The 19,913-nt window shown below is 31.3% G+C and carries 15 protein-coding genes; 9 read left to right on the top strand and 6 right to left on the bottom strand.

What is annotated here, in order from left to right:
- Window positions 1-45: 45 nt before the first annotated feature.
- Window positions 46-288 (bottom strand): GIY-YIG nuclease family protein, encoded by a 243-nt coding sequence (locus MED152_RS05555; protein WP_015480882.1) that lies wholly within the window; start codon window positions 286-288, stop codon window positions 46-48.
- Between the two features lie 239 nt (window positions 289-527).
- Window positions 528-1,268, bottom strand: coding sequence for a tyrosine-protein phosphatase (locus MED152_RS05550; protein WP_041383406.1), 741 nt, complete (start codon window positions 1,266-1,268; stop codon window positions 528-530).
- Between the two features lie 136 nt (window positions 1,269-1,404).
- On the opposite strand from MED152_RS05550, the gene MED152_RS05545 reads away from it, so the two are divergent.
- Window positions 1,405-2,256 carry a hypothetical protein gene (locus MED152_RS05545; protein ID WP_015480880.1) on the top strand — a complete coding sequence of 284 codons (852 nt, stop codon included), beginning with the start codon at window positions 1,405-1,407 and terminating at the stop codon, window positions 2,254-2,256.
- On the opposite strand, the gene murF is transcribed toward MED152_RS05545, so the two are convergent.
- Together murF and gldJ are read right to left on the bottom strand one after the other, a co-directional pair.
- Window positions 2,249-3,505 (bottom strand): UDP-N-acetylmuramoyl-tripeptide--D-alanyl-D-alanine ligase, encoded by a 1,257-nt coding sequence (murF, locus tag MED152_RS05540; protein WP_015480879.1) that lies wholly within the window; start codon window positions 3,503-3,505, stop codon window positions 2,249-2,251. The genes MED152_RS05545 and murF overlap by 8 nt on opposite strands.
- A gap of 68 nt (window positions 3,506-3,573) precedes the next feature.
- The gene (gldJ, locus tag MED152_RS05535) at window positions 3,574-5,256 is read right to left on the bottom strand and encodes a gliding motility lipoprotein GldJ (RefSeq protein WP_015480878.1); all 1,683 of its coding nucleotides are present in this window, start codon (window positions 5,254-5,256) and stop codon (window positions 3,574-3,576) included.
- Between the two features lie 244 nt (window positions 5,257-5,500).
- On the opposite strand from gldJ, the gene porU reads away from it, so the two are divergent.
- The 7 genes from porU to MED152_RS05500 all read left to right on the top strand — a co-directional run bounded on the left by porU (window position 5,501) and on the right by MED152_RS05500 (window position 15,387).
- Window positions 5,501-8,857, top strand: coding sequence for a type IX secretion system sortase PorU (gene porU, locus MED152_RS05530; protein ID WP_238559163.1), 3,357 nt, complete (start codon window positions 5,501-5,503; stop codon window positions 8,855-8,857).
- A 37-nt stretch (window positions 8,858-8,894) separates the two neighbouring features.
- Window positions 8,895-10,022: a type IX secretion system outer membrane channel protein PorV gene (gene porV / locus MED152_RS05525; protein ID WP_015480876.1), complete on the top strand. Its 1,128-nt coding sequence runs from the start codon at window positions 8,895-8,897 to the stop codon at window positions 10,020-10,022.
- 75 nt (window positions 10,023-10,097) lie between these two features.
- Window positions 10,098-10,580 (top strand): cytidine deaminase, encoded by a 483-nt coding sequence (cdd, locus tag MED152_RS05520; protein ID WP_015480875.1) that lies wholly within the window; start codon window positions 10,098-10,100, stop codon window positions 10,578-10,580.
- Complete coding sequence (locus MED152_RS05515) at window positions 10,580-10,960, top strand: group III truncated hemoglobin (protein WP_015480874.1); 381 nt, start codon at window positions 10,580-10,582, stop codon at window positions 10,958-10,960. The genes cdd and MED152_RS05515 overlap by 1 nt, the downstream gene beginning before the upstream one ends.
- 124 nt (window positions 10,961-11,084) lie before the next feature.
- Entirely contained in the window at window positions 11,085-12,149 is a 1,065-nt protein-coding gene (locus tag MED152_RS05510; RefSeq protein WP_015480873.1) for a 3-oxoacyl-ACP synthase III family protein, read from the top strand.
- A gap of 83 nt (window positions 12,150-12,232) precedes the next feature.
- Window positions 12,233-13,768 carry a glutamine-hydrolyzing GMP synthase gene (guaA, locus tag MED152_RS05505; RefSeq protein ID WP_015480872.1) on the top strand — a complete coding sequence of 512 codons (1,536 nt, stop codon included), beginning with the start codon at window positions 12,233-12,235 and terminating at the stop codon, window positions 13,766-13,768.
- Window positions 13,769-13,878: 110 nt separating this feature from the next.
- Window positions 13,879-15,387 carry a LysM domain-containing protein gene (locus tag MED152_RS05500; protein ID WP_238559162.1) on the top strand — a complete coding sequence of 503 codons (1,509 nt, stop codon included), beginning with the start codon at window positions 13,879-13,881 and terminating at the stop codon, window positions 15,385-15,387.
- Between the two features lie 67 nt (window positions 15,388-15,454).
- On the opposite strand, the gene MED152_RS05495 is transcribed toward MED152_RS05500, so the two are convergent.
- Both MED152_RS05495 and ccsA read right to left on the bottom strand, forming a co-directional pair.
- Window positions 15,455-15,970 carry a hypothetical protein gene (locus MED152_RS05495; protein WP_015480870.1) on the bottom strand — a complete coding sequence of 172 codons (516 nt, stop codon included), beginning with the start codon at window positions 15,968-15,970 and terminating at the stop codon, window positions 15,455-15,457.
- Window positions 15,971-16,028: 58 nt separating this feature from the next.
- Window positions 16,029-19,232 (bottom strand): cytochrome c biogenesis protein CcsA, encoded by a 3,204-nt coding sequence (gene ccsA, locus MED152_RS05490; protein ID WP_015480869.1) that lies wholly within the window; start codon window positions 19,230-19,232, stop codon window positions 16,029-16,031.
- Between the two features lie 102 nt (window positions 19,233-19,334).
- On the opposite strand from ccsA, the gene MED152_RS05485 reads away from it, so the two are divergent.
- On the top strand, window positions 19,335-19,910 hold the full coding sequence (locus MED152_RS05485) for a hypothetical protein (protein WP_015480868.1): 576 nt from the start codon (window positions 19,335-19,337) through the stop codon (window positions 19,908-19,910).
- Window positions 19,911-19,913 lie beyond the last annotated feature (3 nt).

The raw sequence follows: 19,913 nt of genomic DNA, 5'->3' as shown, positions 1-19,913 counted from the left end.
TCGACTGTAGCTTTTTAGCGGAATGGAGAAATCTACATATATAAATCAAATAGTATCATTAAGAAAGTTCCATTCTGGATTTAAGGATTTAATTAAAGTTTCCTTTTTTACTCTACTCCATTTCTTCAATTGTTTCTCTCTTTTTATTGCAGTTTCTATGCTGTTATAGTGTTCATGATAAATTAAATACTTACAATTATATTTATTAGTAAATTGCCTAGAACTTTCAATTGGAACTGAATGCTCTTCTATTCTTCTTTTCAGATGATTTGTTACACCTATATACAATACTTTCTTTGTTCGATTTGTAAGTATATAAACACAGTAGTTATGAGTGCCTATTGTTTTTTAAATATTATAAAAATAGTGAAACAGAAGGGATCTCTCCACAAGGTCGAGATGACAGCTAGGTATTGATTTAATTATAGAACTGTGTACATAAAACTACTTTTCATTCGAGTATAGTGCAAGCGGAATTGAGAAATCTATTTTAAGTCTCAAAGCTAATGTGTTTAGTAAATAACTTCTTACTTTAAAAACTTTAGATTATTTTCTAATAAATGATTAATTTTTTTAAAGTTCTTTTTAATACTTATACTTTTTAATAAATGCAAATGATTTTTATGATGGGTATCAGTGCCGACAAAATCATATAAATTTTCTTTTAGTAAACGATCTGCGGTTTTGGTAACACCATCCCCATATTGAGGTGTTAGGGAAAGTAAGTTTAACTGAAACAAACATCCTGCTTTTTTAAGTTTGTAATAAATTTCGAAGTTGTTGTGGTAGCTATTGTATCTTTCAGGATGAGCAAGTACAGGCTTGTATCCTTTTAGTTGAATTTGAAAAAGTATGTCAAATAGATTTAAGGGCGGACTGAAATAAGACATTTCTACTAAAATGTAATTATCCTTTAAAGTTAAAATATCATCTTTTTCTAATAGTGCTGAAAATTGTTCATCCATCATGTATTCTGCAGCAGCATTCATTTTGATATCAGTTAAACCTTCATCTTTTAAGGCTGCTCTTACTTCTTCTAATTTCTTTAAAATAGTTTCAGAAGAATTAGGGTATACATCTCCTAAAACATGTGGAGTAGTTATAAAATTTTTAATTCCATAAGAGGCCATTTTTTGTATTAAAGATACAGACTGTTCAATGTCTTTTGCACCATCATCAATACCTGGAAGTAAGTGGGAATGTATATCAATAAAATTAGTAGGGAAAAATTCGGTTAACGGAATTTCTTTCTTTTTAAAAAATAACATAAATATCAAATTATAGTGCAAATTTACAATATTAGAAGGTTCTAATTGTGTTAAATAATAACGAAAACGATTGAAGTTTTTAATACTATTGCTCACTAAAATAACTTGCAATATATTTGACAAAAATAGCAGTATTATGATTTTAATTGCAGACGGAGGATCTACAAAAGCAGATTGGATAGCATTGGATACGAATAAAAATGAAGTATTTCGTGTAAGAACCCTTGGTTTAAATCCGGCTGTTGTAGAGCAAGAGGAATTGAACAACAGAATTGTAAATATGTTTCAACTTATCAATATTAAAGATGAGGTTACTGAAATTCATTTTTATGGAGCTGGATGTGGAACACCTAAGCCATCTAAAATTTTACAAGATGTAATGGAAGCTATTTTTATTAATGCTAAAGTACATGTAGCAGAAGATATGTTAGCAGCAGTGTATGCTGCATCAGGTAAAAAACCTGCATTAGTTTGTATTTTAGGAACAGGCTCTAACAGTTGTTATTTTGATGGAAAAACTGTTCAAATGAATACTCCTTCTTTAGGCTATGTTTTAATGGATGAGGCTAGTGGTAATTATTTTGGAAAAGTGCTTTTAAGAGAATATTACTATAACAAAATGCCTAAACCTATGGCAGAGCGTTTTGAAAATGAATTCAATTTAGATGCAGATTACATCAAACAGAATCTTTACAGAATGCCAAATCCGAATATGTATTTAGCTTCTTTTGCGAAGTTTATGTTTGAATTTAAAGAGGAGAAGTACATTAAAAAGATTATTAAAAGAGGCTTTCAGGAATTCTTTAAATATAGAATACTACCTTTTGAGAAAGATGCAACTACCCCTTTGTACTTCATTGGTTCAATAGCCCATTATTTTAGAGAAACTTTAGAGAAAGTAGCTCAAAAAAACAACCTTCAAATAACTGGAGTTATTCAAAGACCCATTGATAATCTATTGGAATATCATAAAAATAATATTATTTAAGTAACTCTACAACACGTTCTAAGCGCATTCCTCTAGAACCCTTAATTAGAATAGAGGAATTACTAGGTATATTATTTTCAAAGTCATTCTTAAAGTCATCAAAAGTCTTAAAGAGATTTTCATTTTCTTTAGTTTGATAAAAATGTTCTCCAACAAAATAATAGCCATTAAAGTTCATTTGGGTAGCCATATTCACAATCTGTTGATGTTCTTCTAAGCGAGCATCACCGAGCTCAAACATATCACCTAAAATAACAATTTTGTGATCTGCCTTTAAAGCGTGAAAATTCTCTAAGGCAACTTTCATACTTGATGGATTTGCATTGTAAGCGTCTAGAATAATTACATTAGAGTTTTGATTGATGATTTGAGATCGATTGTTAGTAGATTCATAACCTTCTATAGCTTCTTTAATAACATCATCCTTAACTTTAAAATAATTTCCTATAGTAATTGCAATTGCAATATTCGTGTAATTGTAGGTCCCAATTAAATTACTATTTATAACCAGATTATCATAGGATAACTGCACAAAAGGATTTGCTTCTTTTAAGGCTATACTAGGTAGAAAAGGAATTGTTGTGATATTTTTAGTTTTATCAACCTGAATTTTATCATCAGGATTTATAAACGCAATTTTATTATTCTGCTCTAAAAAGTGGTACAACTCACTTTTCCCTTTAATGACACCTTCAACTCCGCCAAAACCTTCTAAGTGTGCTTTTCCAAAATTAGTGATGTAACCGAAATCTGGTTCACAAATACTGCTAAGAAATTCGATTTCTTTTTGATGGTTTGCACCCATTTCTACAATACCCATTTCAGTATCTATAGGCATTGAAAGTAGGGTTAAAGGTACTCCTATATGATTGTTAAGGTTTCCTTTAGTGGCTATGGTTTTGTATTTTTTAGAGAGTACAGCAAATATCAACTCTTTGGTTGTAGTTTTACCATTACTACCTGTTAAACCAATAATTGTAGCTTTAAGTTGTTTTCGATGATAATTGGCCAATTGCTGTAGTGTTTCTAAAACATTTGGCACTAATATAATGGCATCTTGTGTTTGATAAACCTCTTCATCAACAATTGCATAATTAGCTCCTAATTTTAGTGCTTCTTCTGCAAAACTATTTCCATTAAAATTATCACCTTTCAAGGCGAAAAAAATTGTGTTTTTACGAATGTTTCTAGTATCTGTGTTTACTAAATAATGCTGTGTATAAAGGTTGTAAAGCTGTGCTATTTCCATAAAATAAAGGTAAAAAAAACCTCATTATTTAAAAACAATGAGGTTTGAATTCTTTGATATTGTATTAATTATCTACTAGGATTTCTTGCTTTTCTTTTTCCGTTAGAAAGTGGTCCTAATTTATCTGTAACACATCTAAACCCAATATAGTTTGTAGCCATATATTCAGGTAAATATCTTCTTTGTGCTGGATCTAACCAGTATTCTCTATCAGACCATGAACCACCTTTGTAAACACGAGTTCTATCACTAATTAAAGTAGTTCTCTTTTTATCATCGTTTACTAAAACTTCTCTTCCTGTAACAGGATCTATTTCAACAGTAGGCGATTTTGGTGAGTTATACATACTAGGTCTTCTAGCAATTTCATCTTCATCATCTTCGTAAAAACGGGTTGAGTTTGCATCTCCATCTCCAATATTGGCATTATCTGCTTTTGAGAAGTTTCTTCTTAAAGTAGCATCATTTTTGGTAATTGGTACATATTTAATAGAACCAGGTAAATATCTTGGTACTACTTTACCATTTGGTAAGGTGTCATATTCTATTTCAGCTCCACCTTGTTCGCCTGCAAAAACTACATTCCCTTTACTATCTATCATTTTTTTAGTAAATAAATTACCTCTAAAATAGTTAAAGTCGTTTGCTTCATTGTCTATAATAGGTCTATAAACATCAGCAACCCATTCTGCAACATTACCAGACATGTCATATAAACCAAATCCGTTTGGAGGATAAGATTTAATTTCATTTGGTATATCTGCTCCATCAGAGCTCCAACCAGAAGGTCCACTATAATCTCCTTTTCCTTGTTTAAAGTTGGCTAGTTGATCACCCCTGTTTCTTTTATTTTTAGCTCTGGTATATTTACCATTCCAAGCATATTTTTTTCTACCTCTAATGTTATTGTATTCTCTGTTTTCTACATTTGCTTTTGCTGCAAATTCCCACTCAGCTTCTGTAGGCAAACGAAAACGTTGTGTTAAAACACCATCTGCATTTGTAATTTTTCTTCCTTGAAAAGCATCTTTTGCAGGTCTTGCTTCTCCACGTTTTCTTACAGTTCTTCCAATACCTCTTTTATAAACAGTGGTGTCACCGTCAAATAACTTAGAATCATCAACTAAGAAAACATCCGTATCAAAAAAGTTACTTATGGTATCAATATCAAAAATATTTTTAATGTTCCCTTTGTCAATTAAGGTTTTTAAGTTTACTGCATTTGTTCTCCATTTACAATATTCGTTAGCCTGTAACCAGCTAACACCCACAACAGGATAGTCTGCATAAGCAGGATGACGAAAATAGTTTTCAGATAAGATATCTGTATTTCCTAAACTTTTTCTCCAAACTAAAGTGTCTGGTAAAATAGAGCTGTAAATGTTTTTGTATTTCGCTTCAGAAGGAGGAAAAACATCTTTCATATATTGTACATATAAAAAATATTCAGAGTTTGTAACCTCTGCTTCATCCATGTAAAAAGAACGAACGTGTATTTTATTTGGGGTAGTGTTCCAGTCAAACATTACATCATCTTGCACTTGTCCCATAGTAAAAGAACCACCTTCTACACCAACCATTCCTAATGGAGTTTCTTGGCCATCAAAAGAATTGGCTCTAATATAATTACCATTTTTAGGATCGTTAAAAGATAAACCTGTTAACCTAGATTTATTGGATGAAGAACTTTTACAATTCACAAAAAGTAAACTGACAAAAACTATGAATGTTATTTTAAATATGTTTTTCATTATCTAATTTAAAATTGATAGGGTTTTAATATAATGATGCAATTTACAATAAAAAAATACTTTTATACAAGCAAATATACATTTTTAACGCATGCATTTTCTGCATATAATCTTATAAACGATTGCATTTTTACTTTAGTATAATTTATCTTTGTTACTATTAAAATAACTAAGATATAATTGCGTTATTTTTAAATCTAGAATGATTAAAAAAGGATTCCTATTATTAAGTTGCATGTTTTTAATGCAAAAATCAATAGCTCAAGTTAGTAGTTCTGTACTAGCTAGTGGAGATTGGTATAAATTTTCTGTGGATACTACTGGTGTTTTTAAGATTGATAGAAATTTATTGCAGCAGATAGGGATTTCTACCAATAATTTAGATCCGAAGAAAATTCATATTTATGGTAATGGAGGCCAATTATTGCCTGTTTTGAATAGTGATTTTAGATACGATGATCTGCAAGAAAATGCTATTTATATAGATGGTGAACAGGATGGTTCTTTTGATACTAATGATTTTATTCTATTTTATGCAAAAGGCCCTCATGATTGGGAAGTGGATCTTGCCAATGAAACAGCAAGACATAGACAGAATATCTATTCTGATAAAGCATACTATTTTATAACCGTTAATGAAACTGATGGAAAAAGAATTCAGGCAGAAACTCCAATTTCATCAGTGGCTACCAATGCTTTTACCACTTTTGACGATTATACTTTTTTTGAAAGAGAAGAACGAAGTATTTTGGCAGTAGGTACGCAATGGTTTTTTAACGAAGATTTTAATATTGAGAATACCCAATCATTTACAATTCCTTTTACCAATGCAGTTTCTGGAGAAAACATTACAGTAAGAACTAGAGGAGTATCAAATTCGGTAGTGGCTTCTACCATGGATGTTGTTGTAAATGGGCAAGATGCATATAGCATAAATTACCCAGCTACAAATCCTTCTTCATTAACCAAAGCATTTGCCTTAGAAAGAAGTGCATCATTGAACAATACTTCCGAAAATATTACGGTTTCAATTACCTATAACAGTAATGGAAATCCGTCAGCAAATGCATTTTTAGATTATATAGAAGTACTAGGAACCAAAAATTTAAGCTATTCTGACTTTCAGTTCTCGTTTCGAAATTTTGACCAGGCAACTGCTTCAGGAACTATATCTTATGAAATTACAAATGGAGCGAATGCTTTTCAAGTTTGGGATGTTTCCAATTCTATTACTCCAAAAAGGATTCAGAATACTTCATCAGGAAACAATTTTACTTTTAATGCAAATGCAGGTGAATTGAAAGAATATGTTGTTTTGGATGCTAATGACTTTTACACCCCTGAAACAGTAGAAAATGCTAGAGTAACCAATCAAGATTTACATGGTTTAAAAGACATCAACTATTTGGTAATTACCAATTCAGATTTGGCAAATGAAGCACAAAGATTGGTAGACTATCATCAAACAAATTCTAATTTGGTTGGTAAAGTGGTGTTGTTAGATGAAATTTACAATGAATTTTCATCGGGTTCTAAAGACATTACAGGAATTAGAGATTTCATCAAGCATTTATACACCACAAATTCATCACCCTCAACTCAACTAAAATACGTTTGTTTTTTTGGTGATTCGTCTTACGATTATAAAGATCGAATTGCAGCGAACAATAATATTGTACCAGTTAAATTATCAACCATAAGTTTTAATTTGGCGAGTTCTTATGTTACTGATGATTTCTTTGTGATGTTAGATGACAATGAAGGTACAATGTCTACTTCACATACTGTGGATGTGGCATCCAGTAGAATTCCTGTTTCTACAATTGCAGAGGCATCTGTTGTGGTAGATAAAATTTTGTCTTATTACAGTAAAGATGCCATTGGTGATTGGCGAAATACAATTACGTTATTGGCAGATGATATTGATGTAGTTGGAGAGGAAGTTATTGAGCAAGGTGTTGAGTCTATTGCTGATGAAATTAAGGATAACAAGCCTGTATTTAATGTCAATAAAATTTATGCAGATGCTTTTGTCCAAGAAAACTCTTCAGGAGGTGAACGTTATCCAGAAGTGAATGAAGCCATAACCAATGCCATTGAAAAAGGAACATTAGTTTTCGATTATTTTGGTCATGGAGGAGAAGATGGTTTTGCTTCAGAGCGTATTTTAGATGTTTCTCAAATTCAATCTTTTAACAATTTAAATACACTTCCTTTATTAATTACAGTTACTTGCGACTTTTCAAGATTTGACAATCCAAATAGAATTACAGCAGGTGAAATTACTTTTAAAAAATCGGATGGTGGTGCTGCAAGTATGATTACAACTACTAGGGAGGTTTTTATTTCTACTGGTCAGCGATTTAATGAGCAGTTAATTCGTGTTTTACTCTCTTTTAACGGAGAAGATTACTCAATTGCAGAAGCCTTAGCAACAACCAAAAATCAATTTAATAGTACACAAAAATTCTTTATTTATTCTTTTGGAGATCCTGCCATGAAATTGGCAATCCCTAAGCCTAATGTAAGAATTACTAAAATGAACGATGTGCCAATTACCCAATCTTTAGACACTATTAAAGCATTGTCAAAAATTAAGTTTGAAGGTGTGGTTACAGACGATACGAATTCGGTTTTAACCAATTATAATGGAACATTATCTACGACTGTTTTTGATAAGGTAATTGAAAAAAACACCTTAGATAATGATGGTTTTGGAGTAACAATGGTTTTTGATACACAAGACAGTAAGCTATTTAGAGGAAAAGCAACTGTAGAAAATGGTGTATTTAGCTTCGATTTTGTAGTGCCAAAAGATATTAAAATTGCTTATGGTAAAAGTAAGTTGAGTTTTTATGCTGAAGATGGAGAAGTAGAAAAAGCAGGAGCCAATTTTGATGTTACTGTTGGTGGCATAAATGAGAATGCCCCTGAAGATACAATTGGGCCAGAGATTTCTTTATTTATGAACGATGAGTCTTTTATTGATGGTGGTAACACAAATGCATCACCCAATTTAATTGCGGTTTTGTCTGATGCTAATGGTATCAATACTTCAATTACAGCAGTAGATCATGATATTGTTGCCATTTTAGATGGTGATACTGCTAACCCAATAATTCTAAATGATTTTTATCAAACAGAACTGAATGATTTTACAACAGGAAAGGTAAATTATACTTTGAGAGATTTAGAAACTGGCCCTCATACGTTAAAAATTAAAGCTTGGGATACATACAATAACTCTTCTGAAACCACGTTAAACTTTGTGGTTGTTAGTGATGCCATATTAAATTTAGAAAATGTTTTAAACTATCCAAATCCTTTTGTAAATTACACAGAGTTCTGGTTCAATCATAACAAACCTAATGAGCCTTTAGAAGTTCAAGTTCAGATATTTACGGTTTCTGGAAAATTGGTGAAAACCATCAACAGAAATGTACAAACAACAGGTAATTTATCTAGAAATATTACTTGGAATGGCTTGGATGATTTTGGAAACAAAATAGGTAAAGGTGTGTACGTTTATAAACTTACTGTAAAAGCTACAGCAAGTAATTTGGTGTCAGAGAAATATGAAAAATTAGTAATACTTCAATAAAAATTAGATATTTGTAATCAATCGTCAAAAGAAGAAAATGAAAAAATTAAGTATTTGTATTGCACTTTGTGCTTTAGTAGGGGTTAAAGTGGGTGCACAAACCAACACACAACAAACAGGTGGTATTACAACTGCAACTCCGTTTTTATTAATTGTGCCAGATGCAAGAGCAGGAGGTATGGGAGATATGGGTGTTGCCACTTCTGCAGATGCTTGGTCATTATTTCATAACCCTGCAAAAACTGCTTTTGGAGACAGACAAATAAAAACAGGCTTATCCTACTCACCTTGGTTACGTAATTTAACTGATGATATTTTTGTAGGTGCAGCTTCTTACATCAATAGGTTTAGTGAAAATGCAGCTTGGGGTGCAGAATTTAGATATTTTAGTCTTGGCCAAATTGATTTGACAGATAATCAAGGTAACCCAAATGGAACCATAAATCCTAATGAATTTGTATTCTCAGGATCTTATGCTTTAAAGTTAAGTGAAACATTCTCTATGGGAGTTGGTTTAAAATATATAAGATCTAACCTCGCTTTTAATGGTACAGCTGGTAATACTTTACAACCCGTAAATTCATTTGCAGTAGATGTTTCTGGTTACTATCAATCTTATGAAGAAAACTATGGGAATTTTAATGGTAGATATCGTTTAGGATTTAACATTGCAAACATCGGTCCTAAAGTTTCTTATACACCTGGTGAAGAAGATTTTATACCTACAAATTTAAAAGTAGGGGGTGGTTTTGATTTTATTTTAGACGATTATAATATCATTTCTACCAATGTAGAGTTTACCAAACTATTAGTACCAACTCCACAACCTGATGGTTCTGATGAAGAAAAAGGTTGGATTCAGGGTATTTTTGGTTCTTTTGGAGATGCTCCAGGAGGCTTTAGTGAAGAATTAAGTGAAATTACTTATGCACTAGGTGCAGAATATTTATACAACAATGCATTTGCCTTAAGAGCTGGTTACTTTCATGAAAGTCAAGATAAAGGAAACAGACAATATTTTACTTTAGGTGCTGGCTTTAAAACCAATGCTTTAAACGTAGATTTATCCTATTTGATAAATTCTTCTGATGTGAATAATCCATTAGAAAACTCATTACGCTTTACTTTATCTTTCGATTTAGGAGAAATTTACGACAACTACTAGAATTCAGTTTTTTTTAGTAGATTTAAAAAATAATAAAGCAGTCTAATCAGGCTGCTTTTTTTGACTTTTACACATATGAAAAATATCGAAATAAAATCTTCTGCAATAGTATATAATGACATTTCTGAGTTAGACAAGGAAGACAAACAGCTTATGGATAAAGCAATTGAGGCAAGAAAAAAAGCCTATGCTCCTTATTCTAAATTTAGTGTTGGTGCAGCCTTGTTGTTAGATAATGGAGTTGTTGTTTTGGGAAATAACCAAGAAAATGCAGCTTATCCTTCAGGTATGTGTGCAGAAAGAGTGGCTATTTGGAGAGCTGGATCTGAATATCCAGAAATGAAAGTATTAAAGTTGGCTATTTCTGCTAGTTCCGCTATTTCTAAAGTAGATAAACCTGTAGGTCCTTGTGGTGCTTGCAGACAATCATTATCTGAATATGAAATGAAACAAAAACAATCCTTTTCAATTCTGTTTATGGGAGAAATAGGTGAAGTAATTAAAACCAATTCTCTTGCTTCTTTACTTCCGTTTTCTTTTGACAGTTCTTACTTATAATGAAGCCTGATATATCATCAAAAGCGGATATTCATTTCATCATAACCTCCTTTTATAAGAAATTGTTGAGTGATGCATCTATGAGTCCATTTTTCAAGGAAATTGTAACTGAAAATCAATTGGATGTCCATCTTGAATCTATCACTAAATTTTGGAATGATATTCTTTTTGATTCGTTAAGTTATCAAGAAAATGTGATGCAAAAACATCTTAAATTGAATGCAAAAATGGCATTTAAAAAGGCGCATTTTGACATTTGGATATCGTATTTTTTTGAGGTAATTGATGCCAATTTTAATGGTGCTAAAGCTAGGCTAATGAAAAATAGGGCAAGCTCAATTGCAACAGTGATGAAGCTTAAGATGAATATGTTTAAATAATTAGGCTATTTTTTATAAATACTATTTTTTTAAAAGCCTTTTTTGACTTTTCCATTACTATGCATGCATAGTAAATAATTGTAGGTTCATTGTTGTAAATTCGACCTAGAAAAATAAAAACAAAATGATTTCATCAAAAATTACTGGAACAGGTACTTTTATTCCTTCATTAAAAAAGGCAAATAACGACTTTTTAGATTTTGATTTTTTGAATAATGATGGTTCAAAATTTGAGGCTACCAATACTGTGATCATTGAGAAATTTAAAGGAATTACAGGTATTGAAGAAAGAAGGTATGCAAAGCAAACTTACAACACTTCAGATTTGGCATTTTTTGCTGCAGAGAAAGCAATAGCAGATGCAAAAGTAAATCCAGAGGAATTAGATTATATCATTTTTGCTCATAATTTTGGTGATGTAAAACCAGGAGCTATTCAAGGTGATACACTACCAAGTTTAGCTACCAGAGTGAAAGCAAAATTGCAAATTGCCAATCCTAATTGTGTAGCATATGATGTGCTTTTTGGTTGCCCTGGTTGGATAGAAGGTGTAATTCAGGCTCAAGCGTTTATAAAAGCAGGTATTGCTAAAAAATGTTTAGTTATAGGTGCAGAAACATTATCTAGAGTTGTAGACAAACATGATAGAGATTCTATGATTTATAGTGATGGAGCAGGTGCCTGTATTGTGGAACAAACTACAGAGAAAGATTCAGGAATTTTAAGTCATGCTTCACAAACTTTTGCAAAAGAAGAGGCAAATTACTTATTTTTTGGAGGTTCTTACAATCCACAGAATGATAGGGATGTACGTTATATAAAAATGCATGGTCGTAAAATTTATGAATTTGCAATTACGCATGTACCAAAAGCAATGAAATTGGCCTTAGATAAAAGTGGTTTACAAATTGATGATGTTAAGAAAGTATTCATTCATCAGGCCAATGAAAAAATGGATGAAGCCATTATTAAACGTTTTTACAGACTGTTTAAAACACCAATTCCAGAAGGTGTAATGCCTATGAGTATTCATAAATTGGGTAATAGCTCTGTAGCTACTGTACCTACTTTATTAGATTTGGTTTTAAAAGGGCAAATAGAAAATCAAGAAGTAAAGAAAGGCGATGTTGTAATCTTAGCTTCTGTTGGTGCAGGTATGAATATCAATGCTATTGTCTACAAATTCTAGGCAATCATTAGCAAATTCTAAAAGTTTGTAAAATTCTAATATGTATATATGCTAAATCTAATATCAAAATATTATTTTTGCGCATGCAACAACACAACGTACTTATTTTAGATTTCGGTTCGCAATACACTCAATTAATTGCGAGAAGAGTTAGAGAATTAAACATCTATTGTGAAATTCATCCTTACAACCATTTACCAGACAATGTAGATAATTTTAAAGCGGTAATACTATCAGGTAGCCCTAATTCAGTTAGAGGCGAGCTAGTATTACATCCAGATTTATCTGCAATTAGAGGTAAAAAGCCAATGTTGGCAGTTTGTTATGGAGCTCAGTATTTGGCTCACTTTTCTGGAGGAAAAGTTGCAGAATCTAATACTAGAGAATATGGTAGAGCAAACTTATCTTACATTAAAAAAGACGAAAGTTTTTTTAGAAATATAGTAGAAGGTAGCCAGGTTTGGATGAGCCATTCAGATACAATTAAAGAATTACCAACCAATGCAGTTTTATTAGCAAGTACTTCAGATGTAGAAAATGCTGCGTATAAAATAGAGGGTGAAACTACTTACGGAATTCAATTTCACCCAGAAGTGTATCATTCTACAGATGGTAAACAATTATTAGCAAATTTTTTAGTTGATATAGCAGGTCTAGCACAAAACTGGACACCAGATTCTTTTGTAGAAAGTACAGTAGATGCTATCAAAGAAAAAGTAGGTAATGATAAAGTAGTTTTAGGGCTTTCAGGTGGTGTAGATTCTTCTGTAGCAGCTGTTTTATTGCACAAAGCTATTGGCAAAAACTTGTATTGTATTTTTGTAAATAACGGACTTTTAAGAAAAAATGAGTTCGAAAGTGTACTAAAACAATACGAAGGAATGGGATTAAACGTTAAAGGTGTAGATGCCTCAGAACGTTTCTTAACCAAATTAGCAGGCTTAAGTGATCCTGAAGCAAAGAGAAAAGCCATTGGTAATACATTTATTGATGTTTTTGATGATGAAGCGCATCAAATAAAAGATGTAAAATGGTTAGCTCAAGGAACTATTTATCCAGATGTTATTGAATCTGTATCTGTAAACGGAGGACCTTCAGCAACCATAAAAAGTCATCATAATGTTGGTGGTTTGCCAGATTTTATGAAGTTAAAAATTGTGGAGCCATTAAGAATGATTTTTAAAGATGAGGTAAGAAGAGTAGGTGCATCAATGGGAATTGATAAGCAATTGTTAGGCAGACATCCTTTTCCAGGGCCTGGTTTGGCCATTCGTATTTTAGGAGATGTGACTGCAGAAAAAGTTCGTATTTTGCAAGAAGTAGATGCAATCTTCATTAATGGTTTAAGAGAAGATGGTTTATACGATAAAGTATGGCAAGCAGGAGCAATGTTATTACCTGTAAACTCAGTTGGAGTTATGGGTGATGAAAGAACCTATGAAAAAGTAGTAGCATTAAGAGCCGTAGAAAGTACTGATGGAATGACTGCAGATTGGGTAGATTTACCTTATAAATTCTTGCAAAAAACATCAAACAAAATAATCAATCAAGTAAAAGGTGTAAATAGAGTAGTGTATGATATTAGCTCTAAACCACCTGCAACTATAGAATGGGAATAACATATATGAAGCATTTAAAGTTTTTTGTTTTCTTATGTATTTTAACGTTTACAGTTTCTTGTGGACAACAAAAAAAATACATACAGTATAAGGTTAAAAGTGGTGACACTATGAGCAAAATTGCTCAGAAGTTAAATATGCAAACTAAAGATTTAATTCGTTTAAATCCGGATGTTGTGAATGAACCCAAACCAAATACTTTTATTGTTGTTCCAGAAAACAAGCTAAACAATTTTAAAAATAAGGTAGAGGCTAACGAAGAGGATATTACTGATATTTCTTTAGATACAGAAATTACCTTAGATAGTTTAAACGTAAATAATGAGCTTACAGACGATTTAAAAAAGATGTTTGTAATTTATGAAGTTCAAAAAGGCGATACTTTTTACAGTTTAACCAATTTGTACGACGTAAGTAAAGAGCAACTTTTAGTTTTAAACCCTGAATTAAAAGAGGGTTTAAAAGAAGGAATGAGTTTAAAAATTAAGCGAATCTCTAAGGTTGTAAATGCTGATGAGTTTATGTATTTAGATTACATTAAACCAAGACAAGAAATAAAAGCAGCTTTGCTTTTACCTTTTAGAGCCAATAAGTTTGAGGCAGATACGCTTGAATTAAAAGACATATTTGCCAAAAATGCTACGCTCGTAAACATTGCAACCGATTTTTATTTAGGTGCAGAAATAGCAGTAGATTCTTTAAGAAGTAGAGGTGTAGCTGTTGAATTGAATGTCTACGATACTGGAAACAGAAGAAGTAATCAATTTAATAGCATCATTACCCAAGAGAACTTAAATAAGAATGATGTAATCATTGGTCCTTTATATTCAGAAGAGGTAAAAACTTTGGCTTCTAATGTTAGCACTCCAATTGTGTATCCTGTTTATTCAGATGATCAAGTCAATTTCTATGCTTCTAATATCATTAAAACTTCTCCAGACAAAAAGGTTTTTAGAGAAGAACTAGAAAGATATATCAAAGAAAATTTAATTGTAGGTAATGTTATTATTGTAAGCGATGAGAAAGCTTCTTCCATACTAACAGCAAACAAAATGAAAGCTTCTTTATTATCTGGGGCATTTATTAGCAATGTGCATGTATTATCTCCAACAGAAGGATTCATTCAAAAAGATCGATTTTTAGAAGTATTACAACCAAACACAAATAACTGGGTTGTCATTGCTACAGACAAAAATATTGTAGTTTCGGATGTAATTAACAGCCTAATTAGTTTGCCAGAAGAAACTACAGCAAAGGTGTTTACCTTTAATAAAGGTAGAGTTTACGATAATGTGGATAACAGAAAATTAGCAAAATTAGGATTTACCTTTGTAAGTGATGATTTTGATGATACCTCGTCTTTAGCTTCTAGAGTTTTTAACAAGCAGTTTAAGAGAAAAAATAATACATTACCTTCTTATTATGCAACAAAAGGTTTTGACATTACTTTTGATATTTTAATGCGATTGGCTTCTGGTAAAGATTTAAAGAAAACATTTGATGAAGGTGTTTCTCAACGAGTTGATACACGATTCGATTATAGAGATAGCAATACCGAAAATAGAGGTTTGTATATTGTGCAATACAATCCAGATTTAACACTAACAAGATTAAAATAATCTTAATAGTAAAACATAAAAAAAATCCGCTATAAGCGGATTTTTTTTATGTTTTAAAATATGAAACTTAGATTTTCTTCATCTGCTGTTTCATCATGGTCATTTGTTCTTTAAGCATTCCATGTTTGTCTAATTTTTTAGCTTCTGCCATTAAATTAGTTGCTTCACGCTTTCTTCTTTTGGTCATAGCTATACCTGCTAACTGCAATTTTGCCATGGCTAAATCATGATCCATAGCCAAACCTAAACGTACTGCTTTTCTTAAATATTTTTCAGCTTGAGTCATGTTAGTTTGACTAAGCATAATACCATGTAAATAGTTATAGTAACCTTGTTGCTTTGTAGTTAAAGCAGCCTCAGGATTTTTAATGTACCTCAACCATTTTTGAGCTGCAGGAAAGTTTTGTTTACGCAATTGTAAAAACGCCAATAAAATAAACTCATTCTTAAAATATAGCAATACAAAAATACCTGCCAATAAAAGAATTGAAATTCCATTTAAAATATTTCCTTGCGAAAATTCATAAACTGCCCATACAGAAATAAGGACTGCTAATACTAACTTTATATTTTTATTAAACATTGTCTGTTTTTAGTGATTAAAATTGAAATGCAAAAATACATTTTTATAAGAAATAGCCTTACTTCTTATAGTATTTCTTGTATTTAAACCAAGAAAGTGTGCCTAAAATGATTACAAAACCTACAGAATAGTAAACAGAACCTGGTGTAATTACACGATCTCCACTTGCATAAGAGTGTAATCCAGATAAATAAAAGTTTACTCCAAAGTATGTCATCATAATAGATGCATAGGCGATAATCGTCCATAAGTTAAAGGTATATCTACCTCTTAAACCAGGAATTAAACGCATATGTAATACAAAAGCATATACCATAATTGAAATTAGAGCCCAAGTTTCTTTAGGATCCCAACCCCAATAACGACCCCAACTTTCATTGGCCCACATACCACCTAAAAAGTTTCCTATAGTTAGCATTACCAAACCAACAGTAACAGCCATTTCATTAATAATGGTAATCTCTTTAATATTAAGATCCATTTTTTTCTTGTTGTTTTTATTGGTGAATAGAATTAAAAACAAAGAGAAAATTCCAAGAATCATACCTAAAGTTAAAGGCCCATAACTTGCTACAATGATAGATACATGCACCAATAACCACCATGAATTAAGTACAGGTTGTAGGTTTGCAATTTCTGGATCTAACCAGTTCATACTTGCTGTAAATAATATAATTGAGGTAATAAAAGTGGTTGCTGCAATGGTTAATGCTGATTTTCTTCCTAAATAAAATCCGAAAAGCATGGTTGTCCAGGCTACATAAATAATAGATTCATAGGCATTACTCCAAGGTGCATTTCCACTAATATACCATCTTGCAATTAAACCTCCAGTATGTAATAAAAAGAATCCAATTGTTAGTCCAATAAGAACCTTTACTACATAATTAATCCATTTTTTAGAACTAAAAATTTGTGCAACTACAAAACCAATAAGTAATAAACTCATAAAGCCATAATAACGAACTAACTTTTTAAAGATGTTGTATTTATTGTAGGCAATTTCAAGTTCAATTTTATCTTCTGAAGGATAAACTTCTGCACCATAGGTTTTTTGGAATTTTTTAATTCCATCTAAAACTTGATTTGCTTTTGTATAATCGTTTGTTTTTTTTGCAGTTTGTAATAACTGAACATATAATGGAAGCGATTTACGTACAAAAATGGTGTCTGCAGCCTTAAAACCTTTTTCCATCAAAGTTTCTGGTTGAGAAATCCATTTGTTGTTTTCGTCACCTGGAATAGGGTAAATTTTTAAAATTCCACCTCCAATAGCCGAATACAATAAACCAACTCTTCTATCAATTTTAATTAAATCTTTTTCAAATTTATTTTGCACATTTTTTTTCTGAGCTTCAGCCACTTGCTCACGAATTAAATATTCACCTCTATTTGTAAAAAAGTCCGATAAACGAGCATAGGTTGTAGTATCAGCAAGACCTAATTGCTCACGAATTTTCATGTTTTCTTCTTCTAAATAGACAGAAGGAACTTCATACCAAAGTCTAGAGTTTTCTATAATTGATAGTAAAACCTGACTTGGTTGCATGCCATGCAACGTTTCTGCCTGACTTACTTTACGAACTAATTCTGAAGCAAATGTATGTGCAGGTTTCATTCTACCTCCTGCATCTTGAATTACAAGTTTATTAAACTCCTCTGCATGTTCTAAAGATATTTTATTGGCTTGTAAAATAGAATCAATTTGTGCATTAGTAATTCTATTTACCTTATGAGGATCTGCTTTTTGAGTAACAACCTCTGTTTTGGCTGGCTCATGCACATGATTTGGATCTGAATGATCATGATCTGCATCTTGAGCAATGGCAAAAGAAGAAATAAACAATGCAGTAATTAAAGACATTGTTGTTTTTTTAGTTCTAATCTTCTTTAGTGATTTTTTTAAGGTATCAAAACGAGTATGTTTAGCAAAGAAAATACAAATCATACCTGTATACAGTAAAGAATATCCTAAATAGGTAATGAATGTACCCCACCAATCGTGATTTACAGATAAGTGTGTTTGCTCTCTTTCTCCTGATAAATCATAGCTCGATTGAAAAAACTTATACCCTTTATGATCTAAAATATGATTCATGAAAATACGGTAATCAAAAGATTCTTCATTGTCTATGACAGTTACTTCACTTGCGTAAGAGGCTGCACTTTCTGAACCTGGATATTTTTCTAACTGAAAGTCGTTTAATTTAATGCTAAATGGTGCATTTAAAATTTTGGCCCCATACCACATTCTAAAATTTAAACCCTCTAACGTAAATTCTTGTGAATTGTCTACATTAAATTTACCACCAGTTAATTCTACTCTTTTGGTTTGGTCATTTGTAGTTACATCAACCACAATAACATCCAATTTTTCATCGTCTTTAGCACCACTTAAGGTTTTCATGATTCCTTTTTTAGGCAATTCTGGCACTACAAATGGCAATTCTGCAACATTGTACAATGAACGTAAATTAAATTCCTGTACACTATCCTTTTTAACAACACCATCTGTTAAAGTGGCCATTATTTTATAATTACCATCAAATTTTGTTTTAATTTTTAAAGAATCATTCCTTTTAAAAATGTTTATAGAAGCATTGTCATCCTTAGCATTATAACCCACTAAAATATTGTGGATATTGGAAACTGTTCCAGATTTTATGTAGTGTTCATGTCTATTTCCACTAGAAGACTCTACCAAGAATAAATACTCAACACCATTTTCATCATCTACTAATTTTTGCTCTGCCCAAGGAATATAGTCTACCAAATCAATTGAATAATCTGTACCCTTAAAATCGTCTGAATAAGACCAAGAATTAGAACCCCAAGCACTTAATAAAATAGGTTCATGTACATTTTTTTGAACTTCATTATTATCAACAATAACATTTACGTAAGTCGTTTCAGATAAAAACGTGTTTGTAGTTTCACCTTCATCAATTAGCATAATACCTTCGTAACCTATATATCTGGTTACAGCAGCACCAATAATTACAAATAAAAAGGCAATGTGAAACATTAAGGTTGCCCACTTTTCTTTTTTATATAACCTGTATCTAAAAATATTACCAAAAAAGTTAATGACAAATAGCACCATTATTACTTCAAACCACCATGCATTATAAACTAAGGCTTTAGAAGTTTGCGTTCCATAATCGTTTTCAATAAAAGTGGCAACACCCATTGCTACTGCAAATAAGATGAATAAAATTGCCATTAAACGTGTAGAATAAAGGAAGTTTAAAAAGTTTTTCATAAGAAAAAATTAAGCTTTTATAAGAGTTACAAATTTAAGCATAAAAGCACAAAAAAAGGGCTAGATAACCCTATATTTAAGTATTAAAAATGAATTTAAATTATGAATAAAAATCATATAATTCCTGAGGAAATTAGAACGCGAGTAGAAGTGGCTTTGCAATACTATCCTCAACTGGATGATATATATATAGAGTTTAAAATAAAGAAGAATATTAAAAAATCTACAATGCAGGCTAGACCTACTTTTGATAGCTTTTTTAAACCTAAAGAGAAACGTAAATTTTTAATTTTAATTAGTAAAAAATTTAAAATTTCTGATAAAGAATTCTCAACACTAGATATACCAGATGATATTTTTATTGGTTGGATAGGTCATGAGTTGGGTCATATAATGGATTACCAAGATCGAAGTAAATTGAACTTAATTTGGTTTGGATTAAAATATTTGTTTTCTGAAAATCATATTGTAGAAGCAGAGAGAGCTGCAGATAGTTTTGCTGTAAAACATAAAATGGAATCATATATTTTAAAAACAAAAAACTTTATTTTGAATCATGCTGAAATTTCTGAGGTATATAAAGAGCGAATGCGTAAATATTATTTATCTCCTGAAGAAATTATGTTCTTAGTTGAAGACAGAGATAAAATGGCTGAAAAAATTGAAAAAGCACTATAATGT

The organism is Polaribacter sp. MED152, from assembly GCF_000152945.2.
Classification (GTDB): Bacteria; Bacteroidota; Bacteroidia; order Flavobacteriales; family Flavobacteriaceae; genus Polaribacter.
The sequence above is the reverse complement of the archived record's forward strand: the minus strand, read 5'-3'. Positions and strand labels throughout refer to the sequence as shown.

Excerpts from the sequence above, each read along its gene's own strand:
- MED152_RS05500 (WP_238559162.1), top strand. The coding sequence starts at position 13,879 with ATGAGCAAAATTGCTCAGAAGTTAAATATGCAAACTAAAGATTTAATT.
- guaA (WP_015480872.1), top strand. The coding sequence starts at position 12,233 with ATGCAACAACACAACGTACTTATTTTAGATTTCGGTTCGCAATACACT.
- gldJ (WP_015480878.1), bottom strand. The coding sequence starts at position 5,256 with ATGAAAAACATATTTAAAATAACATTCATAGTTTTTGTCAGTTTACTT.
- ccsA (WP_015480869.1), bottom strand. The coding sequence starts at position 19,232 with ATGAAAAACTTTTTAAACTTCCTTTATTCTACACGTTTAATGGCAATT.
- MED152_RS05485 (WP_015480868.1), top strand. The coding sequence starts at position 19,335 with ATGAATAAAAATCATATAATTCCTGAGGAAATTAGAACGCGAGTAGAA.
- MED152_RS05515 (WP_015480874.1), top strand. The coding sequence starts at position 10,580 with ATGAAGCCTGATATATCATCAAAAGCGGATATTCATTTCATCATAACC.
- MED152_RS05510 (WP_015480873.1), top strand. The coding sequence starts at position 11,085 with ATGATTTCATCAAAAATTACTGGAACAGGTACTTTTATTCCTTCATTA.
- cdd (WP_015480875.1), top strand. The coding sequence starts at position 10,098 with ATGAAAAATATCGAAATAAAATCTTCTGCAATAGTATATAATGACATT.
- porU (WP_238559163.1), top strand. The coding sequence starts at position 5,501 with ATGCAAAAATCAATAGCTCAAGTTAGTAGTTCTGTACTAGCTAGTGGA.
- MED152_RS05495 (WP_015480870.1), bottom strand. The coding sequence starts at position 15,970 with ATGTTTAATAAAAATATAAAGTTAGTATTAGCAGTCCTTATTTCTGTA.
- MED152_RS05545 (WP_015480880.1), top strand. The coding sequence starts at position 1,405 with ATGATTTTAATTGCAGACGGAGGATCTACAAAAGCAGATTGGATAGCA.
- murF (WP_015480879.1), bottom strand. The coding sequence starts at position 3,505 with ATGGAAATAGCACAGCTTTACAACCTTTATACACAGCATTATTTAGTA.
- porV (WP_015480876.1), top strand. The coding sequence starts at position 8,895 with ATGAAAAAATTAAGTATTTGTATTGCACTTTGTGCTTTAGTAGGGGTT.
- MED152_RS05550 (WP_041383406.1), bottom strand. The coding sequence starts at position 1,268 with ATGTTATTTTTTAAAAAGAAAGAAATTCCGTTAACCGAATTTTTCCCT.